This window comes from Fredinandcohnia onubensis, from assembly GCF_002734285.1.
In the GTDB taxonomy this organism is placed as follows: Bacteria; Bacillota; Bacilli; order Bacillales; family Bacillaceae_L; genus Ferdinandcohnia; species Ferdinandcohnia onubensis_A.
The window spans coordinates 24,111-43,952 of sequence record NZ_NSEA01000010.1 but is presented as its reverse complement, the minus strand read 5'-3'; the positions used below and the strand labels follow the sequence as shown (position 1 = coordinate 43,952).

Sequence of the window (19,842 nt, the reverse complement as noted above, 5' to 3'; positions counted from 1 at the left end):
TATATCGTCAATTTTCGACAAATTGATTTCTAGATAATAATATCAAGATTTCCATTTAACGTCAATCACTTTTAACTACAATTCTTTTAAAATATGTATAATAATGGTACGTGTGTCTTATAACATCGGGCTTTTAAAGAAACCCCAACCTAATTAATCTACTGTTTTACGAATAATTACTGTACTATAATAAAGGGAAAAATGGTAATTCGATTCGACAAAATTCTACAAAATTCATGTTATTTTTGTCGAATAAAAGGTTCTATCTAGTATTTGTCGAATAGTTTCCTTCCTGATTTGCTTACATATCTATGTACATACGGAAAATTGGCATTTCTTATTTCTCTCCAAGGAGTAGGGGCTACAGGCGCTTGCGCTTTTCTCGTGCTTTAGGTATATTTTGAAGATATAATAGGAATAGATGAATAGTATGTCTACTCGTGTACTTGATAAGAGGAGGTTTAACGATGGCACAAGAAAATAAAACATTTTATTTAACTACACCCATTTATTATCCAAGTGGAAAATTACATATAGGACACGCATATACAACTGTAGCCGCAGATGCTATGGCCCGATATAAAAGACTACGTGGATATGATGTAATGTTTTTAACAGGAACCGACGAGCACGGTCAAAAAATTCAACGTTCTGCAGCTGAAAAAGGTGTTACCCCACAAGCGTATGTTGATGAGATTGTGTCGGGTATCCAAGAATTATGGCAAAAGCTTGAGATTTCTTATGATGATTTTATTCGTACTACGGAAGATCGTCATAAAAAGGTTGTCGAAAAGATTTTTGACCAACTTGTTAAACAAGGCGATATCTACCTTGATAAATACGAAGGCTGGTATTGTACACCTTGTGAATCATTCTTTACAGAAAGACAATTAGCGGATGGAAACTGCCCTGACTGCGGCCGTCCAGTTGAAAAGGTAAAGGAAGAATCTTATTTCTTCAAAATGAGTAAATATGTAGATCGTTTGCTTCAGTATTATGAAGAGAATCCGGAGTTTATCCAACCTGAGTCACGTAAGAATGAAATGATTAATAACTTTATTAAGCCTGGTCTTGAGGATTTGGCTGTATCAAGAACAACTTTTGATTGGGGTGTAAAAGTACCAGGAGATCCTAAGCACGTCATTTATGTGTGGATTGATGCTTTATCAAACTATATCACGGCATTAGGTTATGGTACTGATGATGATACTAAATATCAAAAATATTGGCCTGCTGATGTTCATTTAGTAGGAAAAGAGATTGTTCGTTTCCATACGATCTACTGGCCAATTATGCTAATGGCATTAGACCTTCCACTACCGAAAAAAGTATTTGCTCATGGTTGGTTATTAATGAAGGATGGAAAAATGTCAAAATCAAAAGGAAATGTTGTTGACCCGGTTACATTAATTGACCGTTATGGGCTTGACTCACTTCGTTATTATTTACTACGTGAGGTTCCTTTTGGTGCTGACGGTGTGTTTACACCTGAAGGGTTTGTTGAAAGAATCAATTTTGACTTGGCAAATGACTTAGGCAACCTACTTAACCGTACTGTAGCGATGATCGGTCGGTATTTTGATGGTACAATTCCAACCTATCAAGGTAATCAATCAGTATATGATACGCAGTTAGCGAATTTTGCGGGTGACACTGTTTCTAAATATGAAGAAGCGATGGAGAAAATGGAGTTTTCTGTTGCACTTACAGCTCTATGGCAGTTCATTAGTCGTACAAATAAGTATATTGATGAAACTCAGCCTTGGGTCGTTGCAAAGGATGAAGCGAAAAAGGATGAACTTGGTTCAATTATGAGTCACCTAGCAGAATCCCTTCGTTTTGCAGCAATCATGCTTGAGCCATTTTTAATCAAAACTCCAGGTGAGATCTTCACACAACTTGGAATGAAAGACGAAGCATTAAAAACATGGGAAAGCATATCTGAGTTTGGAATAAAACAAGAAGGGCTTCAGGTTTCAAAAGGTGAGCCTATTTTCCCACGATTAGAAATTGCTGAGGAAGTAGAATATATAAAAGCTAAAATGCAGGGTGGTACGAAAAAAGAAGAGCCTGTAAAAGAAGTGGAGCAAGCCGAAGAGATCACAATTGATGATTTTATGAAGGTTGAGCTTCGTGTAGCAGAGGTACTTCAAGTAGAGCCTGTAAAAAAAGCCGATAAGCTTTTAAAACTTCAATTAGATTTAGGTTTTGAAAAGCGTCAGGTTGTTTCTGGTATTGCACAATATTACACTCCTGAGGAATTAGTAGGTAAGAAGGTAATTTGTGTAACAAACCTTAAACCTGTAAAATTACGTGGAGAATTATCACAAGGTATGATTTTAGCAGGATCTGTTGATGGGAAGCTATCAGTCGCGACGATTGATCAAAGCCTACCAAATGGAGCTAAAGTAAAATAACAAAAGGGGACAGATAATTTCTGTCCCTTTTACATACGGAAAAAGGAGTTTTAACTATGTTAATTGATACACATGCTCATTTAAATGCGATACAGTATCAAGAAGATTTAGAAGAAGTAATTGAAAGAGCACAAAGTGAAGGTGTTGAAATAATTGTAGTCGTTGGGTTTGACCGTGAAACGATTACAAGAGCGATTGAATTAGCCGACACATATGAGTTTATTTATGCAACGGTTGGATGGCACCCAGTGGATGCAATTGATATGACAGATGAAGACCTCAAATGGATTGAAGAGCTTTGTTCTCATCCAAAGGTCGTAGCTTTAGGTGAAATGGGTCTTGATTATTATTGGGACAAGTCACCAAAAGAAATTCAAAAAGAAGTCTTTCGTAAGCAAATTGCGCTAGCAAAGAAGGTAAAGCTACCCATTGTTATTCATAATCGAGAGGCAACTGCCGACATTATTGAAATCTTAGAAGAAGAAAACGCAAGTGAGGTCGGCGGCATTATGCACTGCTTTACCGGTAGTGTTGAAGTCGCAAAACAATGTATGGATATGAACTTTTATATTTCATTTGGCGGACCCGTTACCTTTAAAAATGCAAAAAAACCAAAAGAGGTAGCGGCTGAAATTCCATTAGACCGTCTATTAATTGAAACGGATTGTCCTTATTTAACACCACATCCATTTCGAGGAAAACGAAATGAACCAAGCTATGTGAAATATGTAGCAGAGCAAATAGCGGAGCTAAAAGGGGTCACATTTGAGGAAATTGCCCAAAAAACATCCGACAATGCGAAGCGATTTTTCGGCATAAAATGATAGCAAATTTTGTCAAAAAATAGGGTAGCTTGTCCAACTATAAGTTAATTAGAAAAAGTTCTACATGTCTCCTTTGTCTCATATATATCTTTGTCGACAACTAAATCTTCCTTTTTAGAAATTCTTCTTGCATAATATTTAGTACGGTGAATGGAAAAAGGGGTGGGGTTGACAGAATAAAAGATCCTTTATATAATCCACTGAGAGAAGGAGGCGTTTTTCATTTGCTTAAAAACATGAAAAAACTGTTTTCCGAGTCAAAGCACAAAAAGAGATTAATAGTCTCGATCAGTAGTTTTATAGTCTTAGTAGGTGCCGGTACGGGTTATGCTACATATGAAACTACAAAGGATACAGTTACACTATCATTAAATGGAAATGAGCAAGTTATAAGGACGCACGCAAACACGGTTGCAGAAGTTCTACAAGATTTAGAAATAGATGTCTCGAAACATGACGAGCTTTCACCATCAATGGATACGGCAATCAAGGACAATTTGAAAGTGACGTGGCAAGAGGCTATTCCGGTTGAGCTTGTAGTTGATAACCAGCCACAAAAGGTCTGGACAACAGTCAAAACCGTGGGAGATCTTTTCAAAGACACTAAGGTAGAAATTTCAGAACACGATAAAGTCAATCCAAGTTTAGATACAAAGTTAAAAGAAGATATGAAAGTTGAAGTTGAAAAAGCATTTCAACTCACTTTAAATGACGGCGGTACCGAATCACAAGTTTGGTCCACTTCGACTACTGTCGCTGACTTTTTAAAAGGTCAAAATGTTACACTAAATGAATTGGATCGAGTAGAACCAGGAATGGAAGCACAGATTACAGCAAATAGTGTCGTCAATGTTGTACGAGTAGAAAAAGTCACCGATGTAGTGGAAGAATCTGTTGCCTTTGCAGTTGTGAAGAAAAAAGACAACAGCATTGATAAGGGCAAGCAAAAGGTTGTAAATCCTGGTCAAGAGGGTAAGCTTGCAAAGCATTACGAAGTCGTTCTTGAAAATGGAAAAGAAGTTTCGAGAGATCTTATCAAAACAGAAACCTTACAAGATAGTAAAGATAAAGTTGTAGCAGTTGGTACACGTGAAATTGTTCAACAGGTTTCCCGTGGTACAGGTAATGTTGCAAAAGAGTTCTATGTTTCATCGACAGCGTATACTGCGTATTGTAGTGGTTGTTCAGGAACAACTGCGACAGGAATTAACCTTCGTGCAAATCCAAATGTTAAGGTTATTGCGGTTGACCCTAGTGTCATTCCTTTAGGTACAAAAGTGTATGTAGAAGGATATGGCTATGCAGTAGCTGGAGACAAGGGAACCGATATTAAAGGTTATAAGATTGATGTCTTTTTCTCGGAGAAATCCCAAGCTTTTCGTTGGGGACAACGAAAGGTGAAAATTCAAATCTTAAATTAACTTGCAATGAACAGAGGAATATTCCTCTGTTTTTTTATGTCCGGTTCCAGTGCCTAGCCCCTCGAGGTCACAAGCCAATCCATCAAGAAGGTCAAAGAGCAACCTTCTCGCTGGCTCGTCTTGTGCTTGTCAGGGCTGATCAAGGCACTGGAACACTTCTTTTTATGTCTATGTCTTTTTTGTTATAATTATGTAATATTTGTATCTATAATGTTAGACGAAATAAATCGAGAAAGGTTTCACTAAAAATGAAAATAAAAGAAATAATTGTTGTGGAAGGCAAAGATGATACCGTAGCAATCAAAAGAGCGGTTGATGCCGATACAATTGAAACAAACGGTTCAGCCGTTAATCAGGCCGTTTTAGAAACAATTAAACACGCTCAACAAGTAAGAGGGGTCATCGTGTTTACAGATCCAGACTACCCTGGGGAGAGAATCCGTAAAATTGTGGCGAATGCTGTTCCTGGATGTAAGCATGCTTTTTTGCCAAAGAAAGAAGCACTTGCGAAGTCAGGTAAAAAGGTAGGGGTTGAGCATGCTACCCCAGAGGCGATTAGAAAGGCCTTATCAGAGGTTAAACAAGAGCGGGAAGACTTTTACTCTGATATCGACTTAGACGCTCTGGTGGAGGCAGGATTGATTGGAGGAAGCAAGGCGAAAGAACGAAGAGAAAAGCTAGGCGTCCTTTTGAAAATTGGTTATACTAACGGAAAACAGCTGTATAAACGCCTGCAAATGTTCCAAATTACAAAAGAGGCATTTGATGAGGCTGTCGAAAAAGTACTACAGGGGGAAAGGCAAAGTGATTAAAGATATCGCCACACCTATAAGAACAAGAGCAATATTAGAAAAGCATGGGTTTTCATTTAAGAAAAGCTTAGGACAAAACTTTTTAATTGATACAAATATTCTCCACCGCATAGTTGACCACGCTGAAATTACAGAGGAAACAGGCGCAATTGAAATTGGGCCAGGAATTGGGGCATTAACCGAACAGCTTGCTAAGCGAGCAAAAAAAGTGGTCGCATTTGAAATAGATGGTCGACTTTTGCCGATTTTAGCAGATACGTTATCTCCATATCCAAATGTTGAAATTATCCATGAGGATGTATTAAAAGCAGATGTACAATCTGTCATTAACGAAAAAATGCAGGGAACTAGCGATATTATGGTAGTTGCCAACCTCCCTTATTATGTAACGACGCCTATCATTATGATGCTTTTAACAGAAAACATCCCATTAAGAGGCATTGTTGTAATGCTGCAAAAAGAAGTAGCAGATCGGATTTCAGCTGTACCCGGTACAAAGGATTATAATTCATTATCAATTGCCATTCAGTATTATACGACTGCTGAAACTGTCATGACGGTGCCAAGAACCGTATTTGTTCCACAACCAAATGTGGATTCTGCTGTGATTCGCTTGATCAAAAGGAAGGAACCTCCGGTAAAGGTTGAGAATGAATCCTTCTTTTTTGATGTTGTTCGTGCTTCATTTGGGCAAAGAAGAAAAACAATTTTAAATAACTTAACGTCAAATCTTCCAAATGGGAAGGCTTTAAAAGAAGTAATAGAAGGGTGTTTAGCCACTTCAAATATCGATCCAAAACGTCGCGGAGAAACATTATCGATTGAAGAATTCGGGCACTTGAGTAATGAATTGTATAAGATGTTAGACAAAGGGCCTACTGAATAGTAGGTCTTTTTTTATATTGTTAGTTCTCCAACTTTCTTTCCTCTCACCACTTTTGGCTATGCTGCATAGGCTAACAAGTAGGTATCTCATAAGCGCAAATTACCTCGAAGTTGGAGTGGGTGAGGATGGAAATAAAAGTTGGTGATATTGTTGCAAGGAAATCCTATCAGTTTGACTTGTTGTTTAAAGTAACAGAAATTACACATGATCAAACTGTTTATTTATATGGTGAAGATGTAAGGTTGATCGCAGATGCTCCATATGAAGATTTAGTTCTAGTCGATGAGAACGAAAGACAGAAGAGACAGCGGACCGATCGAGAAAAAGTGGATCATTCCTATCGCCTTTTTCGACAAGATTATCAGTTAATTAGGCAAAAAAATGAATATCATGCGACAGGTGGTTATGCAAATGATACAGAGTTTTTTCAAATCCCAGGAAGAGTTCTGCACATTGATGGTGACCCCAATTACTTAAAAAAGTGCCTAGCTTTATATGAAAAAATAGGTGTTCCGGTATATGGAGTACACTGTCATGAAAAGGAAATGCCAGACAAGATTGATGAACTGCTTGATAAATATAGACCTGACATACTTGTGATAACTGGGCATGATGCATTTTCAAAGTCGAAGGGAAAGGTTACTGAACTAAAGGCATATCGGCATTCTCGCCATTTTGCTCAAACGGTTCGACAGGCAAGAAAAAGAGTTCCGCATTTAGATCAACTCGTTATTTTTGCAGGTGCATGCCAGTCCCACTTCGAGTCTTTGATAAGAGCGGGTGCAAATTATGCAAGTTCACCTTCAAGAGTCAATATACATGCTTTAGACCCTGTATATATCGTTGCAAAAATTTGCTTTACTCCTTTTGATGAAAGAATTAATGTATGGGATGTTCTGCGAAATACATTAACAGGAGAAAAGGGCCTGGGAGGGATTGAAACTAAGGGTGTATTACGAACGGGTATGCCTTACCAAAAACTAGAGGATGATGAAGAAGGGGATCTCTAACGTGTTACGCTAGAGATTCCCTTTGGTATTTTATTACATATAGAAACAATTGAAAAATATGTCGATGAAAGAAATCTTGTTTTTATACATATTAGCTACACTTTTGAACATACTATCGGTTGTGCACTAAGAAAAATGTAGGAAAATATATATTGACAAGTATTTTGTATCATTGTTATAATTTTAGTTTTGTTTGACGTTTTAAGATTTATTTGGTATACTTAGAATAGTGAGGTGGAGTGAAATGGGAAAAACTTTGCTTGATATCAAAAGGTCTTTAGATACAAATTTAGGCAAGAGGCTTACTTTAAAGGCGAACGGTGGTCGTAGAAAGACAATCGAGCGCTCGGGAGTGCTCGCTGAAACGTACCCCTCTGTATTTGTAATTGAACTAGACCAGGACGAGAACTCGTTTGAGCGAGTATCATACAGCTATGCTGATATCCTTACAGAAACCGTTCAATTAACATTCTTTGATGAGACATCTGGGAACATTGCTATAAGTGGGCAGTAGACATTGTGTTTGCTGCTTTTTATTTTGTCTAAAAACGTGGTGCTTTTCTAAAAAAGTGCCACGTTTTTTGTTTAAAAAAGAATTAATAGGATAAATTGTTACTATAATTAACCCTTGTTTTTCTAATACTAAGATTGTCGTAGGTAGAAAGGGGTTGTAGTTATTGGGAAGACGTAGAGGAATTATGTCGGAAACCTTTAAAGAAGAGTTAGCAAAAGAACTTGGTTTTTATGACACTGTAAAAAATGAAGGTTGGGGTGCAATTCGTTCACGTGATGCCGGCAATATGGTAAAACGGGCAATTGAAATTGGGCAACAACAGCTTGCTAAAAAGGGAAAAAACCAGTAAAACAGTTTCTTGAACTACGACGCCGGAGCAGATTCGCTTCGGCTTTCTTTATATAAGAATAAGGTCGTTATGAACGATTTACATAAAAAACAGTGCAGACAGCATGACATCACTGTTTTACGGTGTTTACTTTATGGTACAATGTCAATATTGAATTTTACGTTTAAAGCAGGTGTTTTCATGAAATTATTAGTTAAGGCCCCGGCAAAGATCAATTTAGCGCTCGATGTATTGCATAAGCGGCAAGATGGTTATCATGAGGTGCGGATGATCATGACTACCATCGATCTATCGGACAGGCTTGAATTATCCGATTATGAGGGGGATGAAATTAAGGTCGTTTCCCATAATCGCTTTGTACCGGATGACAGCCGTAACCTAGCTTATCAGGCTGCAAGCCTACTGAAAAAGCGATTCGGTGTAAAAAAGGGCGTCGTCATTTCGATTACAAAATCAATTCCAGTAGCTGCAGGGCTCGCTGGTGGAAGCAGTGATGCAGCCGCAACGTTAAGAGGATTAAATAAATTTTGGAACCTTGGACTTAGTCTAGATGAACTTGCATCGATTGGTGCTGAAATTGGCTCAGATGTGTCCTTTTGTGTCTATGGTGGGACAGCCCTTGCAACTGGCAGAGGTGAAATTATAACAGAATTACCTGCACCACCACATTGTTGGGTCATTTTAGCAAAACCAACAATAGGGGTCTCAACAGCAGATGTTTATCGGAACCTTTCAATTGATCAAATCAATCATCCAGATGTGGATGGGATGATTCGAGCAATTGAGGAGAAGGACTTTGGCGGGATTTGCGATCGTGTCGGTAATGTATTAGAGGATGTAACTCTAAAACTCCATCCAGAAGTAGCAAACATAAAGGATCAAATGAAACGGTTTGGTGCGGATGCAGTATTAATGAGCGGAAGCGGACCTACTGTTTTTGGGCTTGTTCAAAGAGAATCTAGAATGCAGCGAATTTATAATGGATTGCGTGGCTTTTGTGACCAGGTTTATGCAGTTAGATTGCTTGGTGAGCGAAATAAGGTTGAATAAAGACGTATATTAATGGTATATTATCTATAAAATATTCGGTTTTTGGAGGATGCCATGAAATTTAGACGGAGTAGTAGACTTGTTGATATGACAAATCACTTGCTTTTACATCCACAGCACCTTGTTTCTCTTTCTTATTTTGCTGAAAAATATGATTCTGCTAAATCCTCAATTAGTGAGGATCTAGCCATTATCAAGCAAACGTTTGAGCAGCAAGGAATTGGAACATTAATTACTGTGGCTGGCGCTGCTGGAGGAGTAAAATTTATTCCAATGGTCGGGGAAGAAGAAGCTAGTGAGGTTGTTGAGGAACTTTGTAAGGTGATAGCAAATCCAGATAGGCTTCTTCCAGGTGGGTATTTGTACCTTACTGATATACTTGGAGACCCGAGAATTGTGAATAAAATCGGGAAAATCTTTGCTTCTATATATTCAAATCATGAGATTGATATTGTCATGACTGTTGCAACAAAGGGAATTCCGTTGGCATATGCTGTTGCCTCATATCTAGACGTTCCTGTTGTAATTGTAAGACATGACAATCGAGTGACTGAAGGCTCTACTGTGAGTATTAATTATGTATCCGGATCTACAAAGCGGATACAGACAATGGTATTGGCTAAACGGAGTTTGAAGGAAGGAGCAAATGTCCTAATTATCGATGACTTTATGAAAGCTGGCGGAACTGTGAAGGGAATGGTTAGTATCCTTGAAGAGTTCAATGCAAACGTTAAAGGAATCGGTGTCCTAGTTGAATCTGAAGGTGTCGAAGAAAGACTAGTTGATGAGTACATATCCTTAGTAAAACTTACAGAAGTTGATGTGAAAGAAAAACAAATTAAAGTTGCTGTTGGAAATTATGAATCATACCTACGACAAGTAGAAATTGAAGATGAAATGGGGGAAGAAGAATGAGGCAGGTACAAACGGATCAAGCACCAGCTGCAATTGGACCATATTCACAAGGAATCATTGTAAACAATATGTTTTTTAGTTCGGGGCAAATTCCTCTAACACCAGCTGGTGAACTAGTAAGTGGAGGAATAAAAGAACAAACGGTACAGGTTTTTAAGAATCTGCAAGCCGTTTTAGCTGAAGCGGGCGCATCCCTAGACACAGTTGTTAAAGCAACTGTATTTATTAAAAATATGGATGACTTTGCTGAACTAAATGAAATTTATGGGGAATTCTTTGCTGGGCATAAACCAGCACGCTCTACGGTTGAAGTGGCAAGACTCCCTAAAGATGTTTTGGTAGAAATTGAGGTAATCGCACTCGTAAAATAATAGCGTTTCTCACTAACATTCTGTTCATTCACAAAAAAGTATGAATCTTTTTAAAAAAATATTTAATATTTAGCAGGAGATTCCGATTTTTCGTTGAATATGAATAACTAAGTTTTTATATAGTCAAAAAGGTGGTGAACAGAATGGAAGTGACAGACGTTAGATTACGCCGCGTTAATACTGAAGGTAGAATGAGAGCGATTGCATCAATTACGTTAGACCATGAATTTGTTGTTCATGACATTCGTGTAATCGATGGCAACAATGGTTTATTTGTTGCAATGCCAAGCAAACGTACTCCAGATGGCGAGTTTCGCGATATCGCTCATCCAATTAACTCAGGTACTCGTGGAAAGATTCAAGATGCTGTACTAGCTGAGTATCACCGTTTAGGTGAAGTAGAGGTTGAGTTTGAAGAAGCGGGAGCATCCTAAAATAAACATTTATTACATCGAAGAGCCTACATACACGATAGGCTCTTTTTCTTTCCCCCTTATCCCCAATAAAATTTTTCCAGTTAAAAAAAACGTGTACTTTCGTTAGTTTTCTTGAAAATGGTCTCTTTTTGAGATATATTCGTAATGGATAAAAAGGTTTAACTTTATGCAATCGAGGATTCCATAAAGTTAAAGCCTCCGGCGGAGACATGCGATTTTCAAAGGTAAATTTTCGAGCGGGCTCGAAAAAATCTGGACGCAAATTCACCGAGGCGAATTTGATTAGGTTAATTGGAGGCCTGAACATGACAAAACGATATGGCGTAATTTTGGCCGCAGGGCAAGGAACGCGCATGAAATCTAAGCTTTATAAGGTTCTACACCCTGTATGTGGAAAACCAATGGTACAGCATGTAGTAGATCAACTTTCAACATTATCCTTACAAAAACTTGTGACAATAGTTGGACACGGAGCAGAAAAAGTAAAAGCACAAATTGGAGATAGAAGTGAATACGCCCTTCAAGAAGAGCAATTAGGTACAGCACACGCTGTTATGCAGGCAGCAAACCACTTAGCGAACGAAAAGGGAGTAACATTGGTTGTATGTGGAGATACTCCGCTTATAACAGCAGGAACGATGGAGGCGTTATTAAAACAGCATGAGGATGCTGGCGCTAAGGCAACAATCCTAACAGCTGTGGCTGCGGAGCCAACAGGTTATGGGAGAATTGTCCGCAGTGCAGAAGGACATGTGGAGCGTATCGTTGAACATAAAGATGCAACTGAAGAAGAACGAACAATTACCGAAATCAATACGGGTACATATTGTTTCGATAATGAAGCACTATTTGAAGCGCTTTCAAATGTGTCGAATGACAATGTACAGGGCGAATATTATCTTCCAGATGTCATTGAAATTCTGAAGAATAAAGGTGAAATCGTATCTGCATTCCAAACAGCTTCATTCGAAGAAACACTTGGAGTGAATGATCGGTATGCCTTATCCCAGGCAGAAAAACTAATGAAACAAAGAATCAATAAACAGCACATGATGAATGGTGTTACCATTATCGATCCGGACAATACGTACATTTCATCAGATGCTAAAATCGGTTCAGACACTGTTTTACATCCGGGAACTATGATTATTGGGGATGTTGAAATTGGTTCGGACTGTGAGATTGGTCCAAATTCGGAAATAAAGAATTGTGAGATTGGTGAACGTACAGTTATTCGCCATTCAGTTGCACATGATAGTAGTATTGGAAATGATGTAGCAATCGGACCGTTTGCGCATATCCGTCCAGCATCACAAATCAGTGACAAAGTTAAAGTTGGAAACTTTGTTGAACTGAAAAAAGCTGTTTTTGGTGAAGGAAGTAAAGTATCTCACTTAAGCTATATTGGAGACGCTGAGGTTGGCACAAATGTAAACATTGGTTGTGGCTCAATCACTGTTAACTATGACGGAAAAAATAAATTCTTAACAAAGATCGAAGACAATGCATTTATTGGATGTAATTCAAATTTAGTGGCTCCAGTGACAGTTGGCGAAGGAGCGTATGTTGCGGCTGGATCAACGATTACAAGTGAAGTTCCTAGCAACGCCCTTTCAATAGCTAGAGCTCGTCAAGTTAATAAAGAGAATTATGTAGAGATCTTAAATCAAAAGAAAAATTCCTAATGGAGGTCAGTAAGATCATGCCTAATGAATACCGTGACTCAAGTTTAAAGGTGTTTTCGTTGAATTCGAATGCACCTTTGGCTGAAGAAATCGCTAAGTCAATTGGTGTTGAGCTTGGGAAATGCTCTGTAACACGTTTTAGCGACGGAGAAATCCAAATTAACATTGAAGAAAGTATTCGTGGATGCGATGTTTTTGTGATTCAATCAACGAGTGCTCCTGTAAATGAGCATATCATGGAAGTATTAATTATGATTGATGCACTTAGACGTGCTTCTGCAAAGACTATCAATATTGTCATGCCGTATTACGGGTATGCAAGACAAGACCGTAAAGCACGTGCACGTGAGCCAATCACTGCAAAGTTAATTGCAAATCTGTTAGAAACAGCAGGTGCAGATCGCGTTATTACGTTAGATCTTCATGCACCGCAAATCCAAGGCTTTTTTGATATCTTAATTGACCACCTAATGGGCGTGCCAATTCTATCCGAATATTTCAAAGCTAAGAATCTTGAAGACATTGTTATCGTATCTCCAGACCATGGCGGGGTTACACGTACACGTAAAATGGCAGATCGCTTAAAGGCTCCAATTGCGATTATAGATAAGCGTCGCCCAAGACCAAATGTAGCAGAAGTGATGAATATCGTTGGTAATATTGAAGGAAAAACGGCGATATTGATTGATGATATTATTGACACAGCAGGGACAATTACTTTAGCAGCAAATGCACTTGTCGAAAATGGTGCAGCAGAAGTATATGCTTGTTGTACACACCCTGTATTATCAGGACCAGCAATTGAACGTATCCAAAATTCAAAAATCAAAGAGTTGGTTGTAACTAATACTATTCTATTGCCAGAAGAGAAGAAGATCAGTAAAATCAAGGAGCTTTCTGTAGCTCCACTAATCGGTGAAGCAATAGTACGTGTTCACGAGCAACAATCAGTGAGCACACTGTTTGATTAAGAAAGCTCCCTTTTCTTTTAAAAAAGAAGGTTTACTTCATCATCTTTAGGGGAAATTTAGTAATATGACTAAATCTTCCAAGGATGGTGTATAGAATGTCTGTAGTTTTAGAAGCGACAGAACGAGTAAAGGATAAGAATTCCACATTAACAAAGATTAGACAAGCTGGAAACATCCCAGCAGTCTTAAATGGGCCGAATCAAAGTCAACCCATTTACGTAAATAGTGCAGACTTTTTAAAAACGATTCGCACCACTGGTCGTAATGGAATTATCAAACTTGCAATTGAAAATAACCAGCATTCCGTTATGCTACAAGAAGTTCAAACAGATCCAATTAAAAGTGAAATCATTCATGCAGATTTCCAAATTGTAAACATGTCAACAGAAGTTACCGTTGACGTGAATATTAATTTAGTTGGGGAAGCGTCTGGAGTGAAGGACGGCGGAGTGCTACAGCAGTCCATCCATTCTGTGTCCATTTCTGCACTTCCAACAGATATTCCACAAACAATTGATGTGGATGTGTCAAACGTAGAGGTTGGGGATGTTGTTAAGTTAGAGGACATTGATACAAAAGGTAAATTTACAATCAACCAAGATACTTCGCAGGTTGTGGCTTCAGTTCTTGCACCACGACAGGAAGAAGAGATTAGCACAGGCGAAGAACAAGAGCCTGGCGTACCTGAAAACCTAGAGGGTAGAGAAACAAACGAATCTGCTGAAGCAACTGAAGAAGGCTAAAGAAAAAGGTTGGACGTAACCAAAACGGTTACGTCCTTTTGCCATAACAAGGTGGGGGAAAAAATGAAGTTGATAGTAGGGTTAGGAAATCCTGGTAGGCAGTACGAGGAGACTAGACATAACGTTGGGTTTAAGGTTATTGATGAGCTTTCAGATCAATTACATATACCGCTAGATAAGGCAAAATTCAATGGAGTTTTTGGTCAAGGCATGGTGAATGGGGAGAAAGTTCTACTTTTAAAACCTCTTACATATATGAATTTATCGGGAGAAAGTATCAGGCCACTCATGGATTATTATGATATTCTAGTTGAAGATATACTTGTTGTATATGACGAGCTCGACTTACCTGTAGGAAAAATAAGGCTGCGTGAAAAGGGAAGTGCTGGGGGGCATAATGGAATGAAATCCATTATTCAGCATTTAGGCACTCAGGAATTTAAGCGTATTCGCATTGGGATCAATCGACCAACAAACGGCATGAAGATAGCTGATTATGTCTTAGGTCGTTTTCCAGCCGAGGAGATGCAGGATATTAAAGATGCAATACATAAGTCCACAGAAGCTGCAGAAAAATGGGTGTCAACACCATTTTTACAAGTAATGAACGAATTTAATGCAAAGTAGTGTAGTATGATTAGGTAAGTGGCAGTGAATAAAGAATCTCAACGCTGTTTATACTAGAATGTGTAAACTATGTACGTATCCGTAAAAGAGGAGGATTCTTATGTCACTACACTACCATTGTCGACATTGTGGTGTGAAGGTTGGAAGTATTGATAACCTATCCCTACATAGTGAGAGTCTTGGGTTTCATCAATTAACAGACCAAGAACGACAAGAAATGATATCATACGAATCTAATGGCGACATTCATGTAAAGACAATATGTGAAGATTGTCAGGAAGCGTTACAACGGAATCCTGATTTTCATCAATATGAATCATTTATTCAATAAGAGGAAAAGCTTTGGCCTTTGCAACCAAAGCGTTTTTCTATTTATGTAAAAAGGCGTGAAGCTCCATTTTACGAGATTCAACATCCAATAAATGAATCTATTTAAGCACGCACTACTACTATACACGCAAAAACTTCGAGAGGGGGTTTCCGAGTTGCTTAAGGGACTACAACAATATGTTGGGAATAATGATGAGTTAAAATCAATAATAAATGGAATTGAAGGAGGCTTACGTGAACAGTTAATAGCTGGTATATCTGGTTCAGCTCGAACTGTGTTTGCGGCAGCTCTCTATAGACAAACAAATCGACCGATATTGGTCGTTACCCATAATTTGTTTCAAGCACAGAAAATTTATGAGGATTTAAACGGCCTTTTAGAAGAAGACGAGGTTTTCCTTTATCCTGTGAATGAATTAATTGCATCAGAAATAGGAATTGCAAGCCCAGAGCTAAAAGGCCAGCGTATTGAAGCCCTGAACTATTGGAGTCATAAATCAAAGGGTGTTATTGTTGCTCCAATAGCGGGTTTAAAGAGACTCCTTCCTCCTAAGAAACTATGGAATGAAAGTCAGCTGACATTTACAGTCGGACATGAGATAGAAGTGGAGTCTATCTTAGAAAAACTTGTTGCGATGGGATATGAACGTGTATCAATGGTATCAGCACCTGGAGAATACAGCGTAAGAGGTGGAATTCTCGACATTTACCCCTTAACAGAAGAAAATCCTGTACGTATTGAGTTATTTGATACAGAGGTAGATTCAATCCGCACATTCTCACTAGAAGATCAACGATCACAGGGGAAAATCAATTCGATCACCATTGGACCTGCTACCGAAATTTTATTAACGCCTGGGCATCTGGATAAAGGCGTACATGCATTAGAAGAAGGACTAGCTAAAAGCCTAAAAAAGGTTAAAGATGAGAAAGCGAAAAAACTGCTATTAGAGAACATTTCCTATGAACTTGAGCAGATGAAAAATGGTCAAATTTTACAAAAAATGTTCAAATATCTATCACTTGTTTATGATACGCCTGCTAGTTTACTAGACTATTTACCTGAGAATGGTCTCGTACTGTTAGATGAAATTAGTAGAGTTCAGGAGATGGCTGATAGTCTTGATAAAGAAGAGGCTGAGTGGGTAACAAGTCTTTTATCACAAGGTGAGATTATTCATAACATTACCTTGTCACACCAATTTACAAAGCTTATCCAACAGTCAACCAATCCTTTGGTTTATCTATCTCTTTTTCTAAGGCATGTACCTCATACAAGCCCACAGAACATTTTAAATATGTCATGCAAGCAGATGCAAAACTTCCATGGCCAGATGCATGTCCTTAAAGCAGAGCTTGAACGATGGCAGAAGGGTAAATACACAGTTGTTTTCCTTGGTTCAAATGAGGACCGAGTGAAAAAGCTGGAACAGGTCCTGTCAGACTATGAAATCGATGCATTTACTAGTAAGAGCGATGGAGATATTTTGCTAGGAAAAGCACAAATCTTACTTGGCGATTTACAAGACGGCTTTGAATTACCGTTACAACGAATCGCAGTAATAACTGAGGAAGAGCTTTTTAAGAAGAAAATGCAGAAAACAAAACGAAAGCAAAAGCTTTCGAATGCTGAGCGGATAAAAAGCTATTCTGAATTACAGGTTGGCGACCATGTTGTTCATGTAAATCATGGAATCGGGAAGTATTTAGGAATTGAAACCTTAGAGATTAATGGAATCCATAAGGATTACTTGCATATTCGCTATCAAGGTGATGACAAACTCTATGTACCTGTTGACCAAATTGAACAGGTGCAAAAGTATGTAGCCTCAGAAGGTAAGGATCCGAAGATTTACAAATTAGGTGGAACTGATTGGAAGCGTGTGAAGAAAAAGGTAGAATCCTCAGTTCAAGATATAGCAGATGACTTAATTAAGTTGTATGCAGAGCGTGAGGCAAGTAAGGGATATGCCTTTTCTCCTGATGGAGAAATGCAAAGAGAATTTGAGGCATCATTTCCATATCAAGAAACAGAAGATCAGTTAAGATCAATTCAGGAAATTAAAAAGGATATGGAACGTGAACGTCCGATGGACCGACTCCTCTGTGGAGATGTAGGCTATGGAAAGACGGAGGTTGCTATTCGTGCTGCGTTCAAGGCAATAATGGACGGAAAACAGGTTGCCTTTTTAGTTCCGACGACAATCTTGGCACAACAGCACTATGAAACAATCCGCGAAAGGTTCCAGGACTTCCCTATTACAATTGGCCAATTGAGTAGATTCCGTTCAAAGAAACAACAAACGGAAGTAACAAAAGGGTTAAAAGCCGGGACAGTTGATATCGTAGTTGGAACACATCGTCTATTGTCTAAAGATATTACTTATAAGGACCTTGGGCTATTAATTATCGATGAAGAACAACGTTTTGGTGTTACACATAAGGAAAAAATCAAGAAACTAAAGGCGAATATTGATGTGCTTACTTTGACTGCAACACCAATCCCGAGAACTCTTCACATGTCCATGCTCGGAGTCCGTGATTTGTCCGTAATCGAAACACCACCTGAGAATCGTTTTCCTGTTCAAACATATGTTATGGAATACAATGGTGAACTAATAAGGGAAGCGATTGAAAGGGAAATGGCAAGGGACGGTCAAGTTTACTTCTTATATAATCGGGTTGAGGATATTGAGCGTAAGGCTGAAGAAATCTCGATGCTCGTTCCGGATGCTAGGATTGCCTATGCTCACGGTAGAATGACTGAGAATGAACTTGAAGCAGTTATTTTAAATTTCCTTGACGGTCAATATGATGTTCTGGTAACAACAACCATTATCGAAACAGGTGTTGATATTCCGAATGTGAACACATTGATAGTTCAGGATGCAGACCGAATGGGGCTTTCGCAGCTTTATCAGCTAAGAGGGCGTGTTGGGCGTTCGAATCGTGTTGCCTATGCGTACTTTACGTACCGTAAGGATAAGGTGTTGAATGAAGTTGCAGAAAAACGATTACAAGCGATTAAGGAATTTACAGAGCTTGGTTCAGGCTTCAAAATTGCAATGCGTGACCTTTCTATTCGTGGTGCAGGGAATATTTTGGGAGCACAGCAGCATGGATTTATTGATTCAGTTGGTTTTGACCTTTATTCACAAATGCTGAAAGAGGCTATTGAGGAACGCAAAGGTGATACCACTACTGTAAAACCTGCAAATGTGGAAATTGATGTTGAGGTAGATGCGTATATTCCGGATGCCTACATTTCTGATGGCCGCCAAAAAATTGATATGTATAAGCGATTTAGAGGCATCACAGAAATGGAGGATGTCGATGAATTGCAAGAGGAAATGATTGACCGATTTGGTGAATATCCAGCAGAGGTAGATTACCTATTTAAGATTGCCAAAATAAAGGTATATGCATTGGCGGAGCAGGTTATTTCCATAAAGCAAGCCAAGCAGGAAATTACCATTCTGCTATCAGAAGAGGCAAGCAGTCAAATTGATGGCGGGAAGATTTTTAAATTAGGAAATACATTTGGCCGTATGATTAGCCTTGGTATGGAAGGCAGTAAATTAAAAATTGTGATCCAAACAAAGGGAATTGAGGTAAACCAATGGCTAGGCATTATTCATGATATGGTCAAAGGATTACAAGATGTCAAAAAGGAAAACGTGAATGCCGTTTAACTCAGGTGGCATAGGTAAAATTCTAAGGAATAGAACCAAAGTCTGAGTTGCCTATAGTTCTTGTGTATGGTTATTTTTTCCTCTATCGAAAAATCACATTCATCGTGAATAGAACTCTGTTGGTGTAAGATACTAATCTCAACAACAAATGGTGATTTATTCAAATCCAGACAAATTGTACATCAATCACCACTATTCTTTAATCATCAGATGAAAGTGAGGCATCATAAGAATGAAGGCAACTGGTATTGTTCGTCGAATTGATGATTTAGGTCGAGTAGTTATCCCGAAAGAGATCCGTAGAACGCTACGTATTAGAGAGGGAGACCCATTAGAGATTTTTGTTGATCGTGATGGAGAGGTCATTTTAAAGAAATATTCTCCGATTAGTGAGCTAAGCGATTTTGCCAAGGAGTATGCGGAAGCACTTTTTGATAGCTTAGGACACCAAGTACTTATTTGTGACCGAGATGCATTTATTGCGGTTGCAGGAGGCTCCAAGAAAGAATACTTAAATAAAAACATAAGCGAACTCATCGAAAAGTCGATGGAAGACAGAACTTCTATTTTAGAAACAGAAGAGCGCCAAGTATCCATCGTAGAGGGTGCTGACGAAACAATCTCATCATATACAATAGGTCCGATTATTGCAAACGGAGACCCAATTGGTGCTGTTGTCATTTTATCAAAAGAAAAAGCGCTCGGAGAAGTAGAACAAAAAGCCGTCGAAACGGCGGCTGGGTTCCTTGCGAGACAAATGGAACAGTAATAAAAACAAATGTTCTATC

General features: G+C 38.6%; 19 protein-coding genes. All 19 read left to right on the top strand.

The genetic code is table 11. The features are described from left to right. Nucleotides 1-467 precede the first annotated feature (467 nt). Nucleotides 468-2,417 carry a methionine--tRNA ligase gene (gene metG, locus CKJ95_RS11280; RefSeq protein ID WP_099353530.1) on the top strand — a complete coding sequence of 650 codons (1,950 nt, stop codon included), beginning with the start codon at nucleotides 468-470 and terminating at the stop codon, nucleotides 2,415-2,417. 56 nt (nucleotides 2,418-2,473) lie between these two features. Continuing rightward, entirely contained in the window at nucleotides 2,474-3,241 is a 768-nt protein-coding gene (locus CKJ95_RS11275; protein WP_099353529.1) for a TatD family hydrolase, read from the top strand. Between the two features lie 224 nt (nucleotides 3,242-3,465). Continuing rightward, nucleotides 3,466-4,662: a G5 and 3D domain-containing protein gene (locus CKJ95_RS11270; protein WP_099353528.1), complete on the top strand. Its 1,197-nt coding sequence runs from the start codon at nucleotides 3,466-3,468 to the stop codon at nucleotides 4,660-4,662. Nucleotides 4,663-4,910: 248 nt separating this feature from the next. Continuing rightward, nucleotides 4,911-5,474: a ribonuclease M5 gene (gene rnmV, locus CKJ95_RS11265; protein WP_099353527.1), complete on the top strand. Its 564-nt coding sequence runs from the start codon at nucleotides 4,911-4,913 to the stop codon at nucleotides 5,472-5,474. Next, on the top strand, nucleotides 5,467-6,360 hold the full coding sequence (rsmA, locus tag CKJ95_RS11260; RefSeq protein ID WP_099353526.1) for a 16S rRNA (adenine(1518)-N(6)/adenine(1519)-N(6))-dimethyltransferase RsmA: 894 nt from the start codon (nucleotides 5,467-5,469) through the stop codon (nucleotides 6,358-6,360). The genes rnmV and rsmA overlap by 8 nt, the downstream gene beginning before the upstream one ends. A 125-nt stretch (nucleotides 6,361-6,485) precedes the next feature. Further along, a complete protein-coding gene (gene yabG, locus CKJ95_RS11255) occupies nucleotides 6,486-7,370 on the top strand; it encodes a sporulation peptidase YabG (RefSeq protein WP_099353525.1) in 885 nt (294 codons plus the stop codon). Nucleotides 7,371-7,614: 244 nt separating this feature from the next. Continuing rightward, nucleotides 7,615-7,884, top strand: coding sequence for a biofilm formation stimulator Veg (gene veg / locus CKJ95_RS11250; protein WP_077620147.1), 270 nt, complete (start codon nucleotides 7,615-7,617; stop codon nucleotides 7,882-7,884). 163 nt (nucleotides 7,885-8,047) lie between these two features. Further along, entirely contained in the window at nucleotides 8,048-8,233 is a 186-nt protein-coding gene (locus tag CKJ95_RS11245) for a small, acid-soluble spore protein, alpha/beta type (protein ID WP_099353524.1), read from the top strand. 180 nt (nucleotides 8,234-8,413) lie between these two features. After that, nucleotides 8,414-9,283 carry a 4-(cytidine 5'-diphospho)-2-C-methyl-D-erythritol kinase gene (gene ispE / locus CKJ95_RS11240; protein ID WP_099353523.1) on the top strand — a complete coding sequence of 290 codons (870 nt, stop codon included), beginning with the start codon at nucleotides 8,414-8,416 and terminating at the stop codon, nucleotides 9,281-9,283. 54 nt (nucleotides 9,284-9,337) lie between these two features. Continuing rightward, nucleotides 9,338-10,198 (top strand): pur operon repressor, encoded by an 861-nt coding sequence (purR, locus tag CKJ95_RS11235; protein ID WP_099353522.1) that lies wholly within the window; start codon nucleotides 9,338-9,340, stop codon nucleotides 10,196-10,198. Beyond that, on the top strand, nucleotides 10,195-10,569 hold the full coding sequence (locus CKJ95_RS11230) for a RidA family protein (protein WP_099353521.1): 375 nt from the start codon (nucleotides 10,195-10,197) through the stop codon (nucleotides 10,567-10,569). The genes purR and CKJ95_RS11230 overlap by 4 nt, the downstream gene beginning before the upstream one ends. 143 nt (nucleotides 10,570-10,712) lie before the next feature. Further along, nucleotides 10,713-11,003 (top strand): septation regulator SpoVG, encoded by a 291-nt coding sequence (spoVG, locus tag CKJ95_RS11225; protein ID WP_077620152.1) that lies wholly within the window; start codon nucleotides 10,713-10,715, stop codon nucleotides 11,001-11,003. Nucleotides 11,004-11,311: 308 nt separating this feature from the next. Then, entirely contained in the window at nucleotides 11,312-12,691 is a 1,380-nt protein-coding gene (gene glmU / locus CKJ95_RS11220) for a bifunctional UDP-N-acetylglucosamine diphosphorylase/glucosamine-1-phosphate N-acetyltransferase GlmU (RefSeq protein WP_099353520.1), read from the top strand. Between the two features lie 17 nt (nucleotides 12,692-12,708). Then, nucleotides 12,709-13,662 carry a ribose-phosphate diphosphokinase gene (locus CKJ95_RS11215; protein ID WP_099353519.1) on the top strand — a complete coding sequence of 318 codons (954 nt, stop codon included), beginning with the start codon at nucleotides 12,709-12,711 and terminating at the stop codon, nucleotides 13,660-13,662. 95 nt (nucleotides 13,663-13,757) lie between these two features. Then, nucleotides 13,758-14,405 (top strand): 50S ribosomal protein L25/general stress protein Ctc, encoded by a 648-nt coding sequence (locus tag CKJ95_RS11210; protein ID WP_099353518.1) that lies wholly within the window; start codon nucleotides 13,758-13,760, stop codon nucleotides 14,403-14,405. Between the two features lie 63 nt (nucleotides 14,406-14,468). Then, nucleotides 14,469-15,032, top strand: coding sequence for an aminoacyl-tRNA hydrolase (pth, locus tag CKJ95_RS11205; RefSeq protein ID WP_099353517.1), 564 nt, complete (start codon nucleotides 14,469-14,471; stop codon nucleotides 15,030-15,032). A gap of 100 nt (nucleotides 15,033-15,132) precedes the next feature. Further along, nucleotides 15,133-15,363, top strand: coding sequence for an anti-sigma-F factor Fin family protein (locus tag CKJ95_RS11200; protein ID WP_099353516.1), 231 nt, complete (start codon nucleotides 15,133-15,135; stop codon nucleotides 15,361-15,363). Nucleotides 15,364-15,517: 154 nt separating this feature from the next. Beyond that, nucleotides 15,518-19,054 (top strand): transcription-repair coupling factor, encoded by a 3,537-nt coding sequence (gene mfd, locus CKJ95_RS11195; RefSeq protein ID WP_099353515.1) that lies wholly within the window; start codon nucleotides 15,518-15,520, stop codon nucleotides 19,052-19,054. A 232-nt stretch (nucleotides 19,055-19,286) separates the two neighbouring features. Further along, nucleotides 19,287-19,823: a stage V sporulation protein T gene (gene spoVT / locus CKJ95_RS11190; RefSeq protein ID WP_099353514.1), complete on the top strand. Its 537-nt coding sequence runs from the start codon at nucleotides 19,287-19,289 to the stop codon at nucleotides 19,821-19,823. Nucleotides 19,824-19,842 lie beyond the last annotated feature (19 nt).

What these genes read in the sequence shown, in the direction of transcription:
- metG (WP_099353530.1), top strand. Translation starts at nt 468, where the DNA reads ATGGCACAAGAAAATAAAACATTTTATTTAACTACACCCATTTATTAT.
- CKJ95_RS11275 (WP_099353529.1), top strand. Translation starts at nt 2,474, where the DNA reads ATGTTAATTGATACACATGCTCATTTAAATGCGATACAGTATCAAGAA.
- rnmV (WP_099353527.1), top strand. Translation starts at nt 4,911, where the DNA reads ATGAAAATAAAAGAAATAATTGTTGTGGAAGGCAAAGATGATACCGTA.
- yabG (WP_099353525.1), top strand. Translation starts at nt 6,486, where the DNA reads ATGGAAATAAAAGTTGGTGATATTGTTGCAAGGAAATCCTATCAGTTT.
- veg (WP_077620147.1), top strand. Translation starts at nt 7,615, where the DNA reads ATGGGAAAAACTTTGCTTGATATCAAAAGGTCTTTAGATACAAATTTA.
- ispE (WP_099353523.1), top strand. Translation starts at nt 8,414, where the DNA reads ATGAAATTATTAGTTAAGGCCCCGGCAAAGATCAATTTAGCGCTCGAT.
- purR (WP_099353522.1), top strand. Translation starts at nt 9,338, where the DNA reads ATGAAATTTAGACGGAGTAGTAGACTTGTTGATATGACAAATCACTTG.
- CKJ95_RS11230 (WP_099353521.1), top strand. Translation starts at nt 10,195, where the DNA reads ATGAGGCAGGTACAAACGGATCAAGCACCAGCTGCAATTGGACCATAT.
- spoVG (WP_077620152.1), top strand. Translation starts at nt 10,713, where the DNA reads ATGGAAGTGACAGACGTTAGATTACGCCGCGTTAATACTGAAGGTAGA.
- glmU (WP_099353520.1), top strand. Translation starts at nt 11,312, where the DNA reads ATGACAAAACGATATGGCGTAATTTTGGCCGCAGGGCAAGGAACGCGC.
- CKJ95_RS11215 (WP_099353519.1), top strand. Translation starts at nt 12,709, where the DNA reads ATGCCTAATGAATACCGTGACTCAAGTTTAAAGGTGTTTTCGTTGAAT.
- CKJ95_RS11210 (WP_099353518.1), top strand. Translation starts at nt 13,758, where the DNA reads ATGTCTGTAGTTTTAGAAGCGACAGAACGAGTAAAGGATAAGAATTCC.
- pth (WP_099353517.1), top strand. Translation starts at nt 14,469, where the DNA reads ATGAAGTTGATAGTAGGGTTAGGAAATCCTGGTAGGCAGTACGAGGAG.
- CKJ95_RS11200 (WP_099353516.1), top strand. Translation starts at nt 15,133, where the DNA reads ATGTCACTACACTACCATTGTCGACATTGTGGTGTGAAGGTTGGAAGT.
- spoVT (WP_099353514.1), top strand. Translation starts at nt 19,287, where the DNA reads ATGAAGGCAACTGGTATTGTTCGTCGAATTGATGATTTAGGTCGAGTA.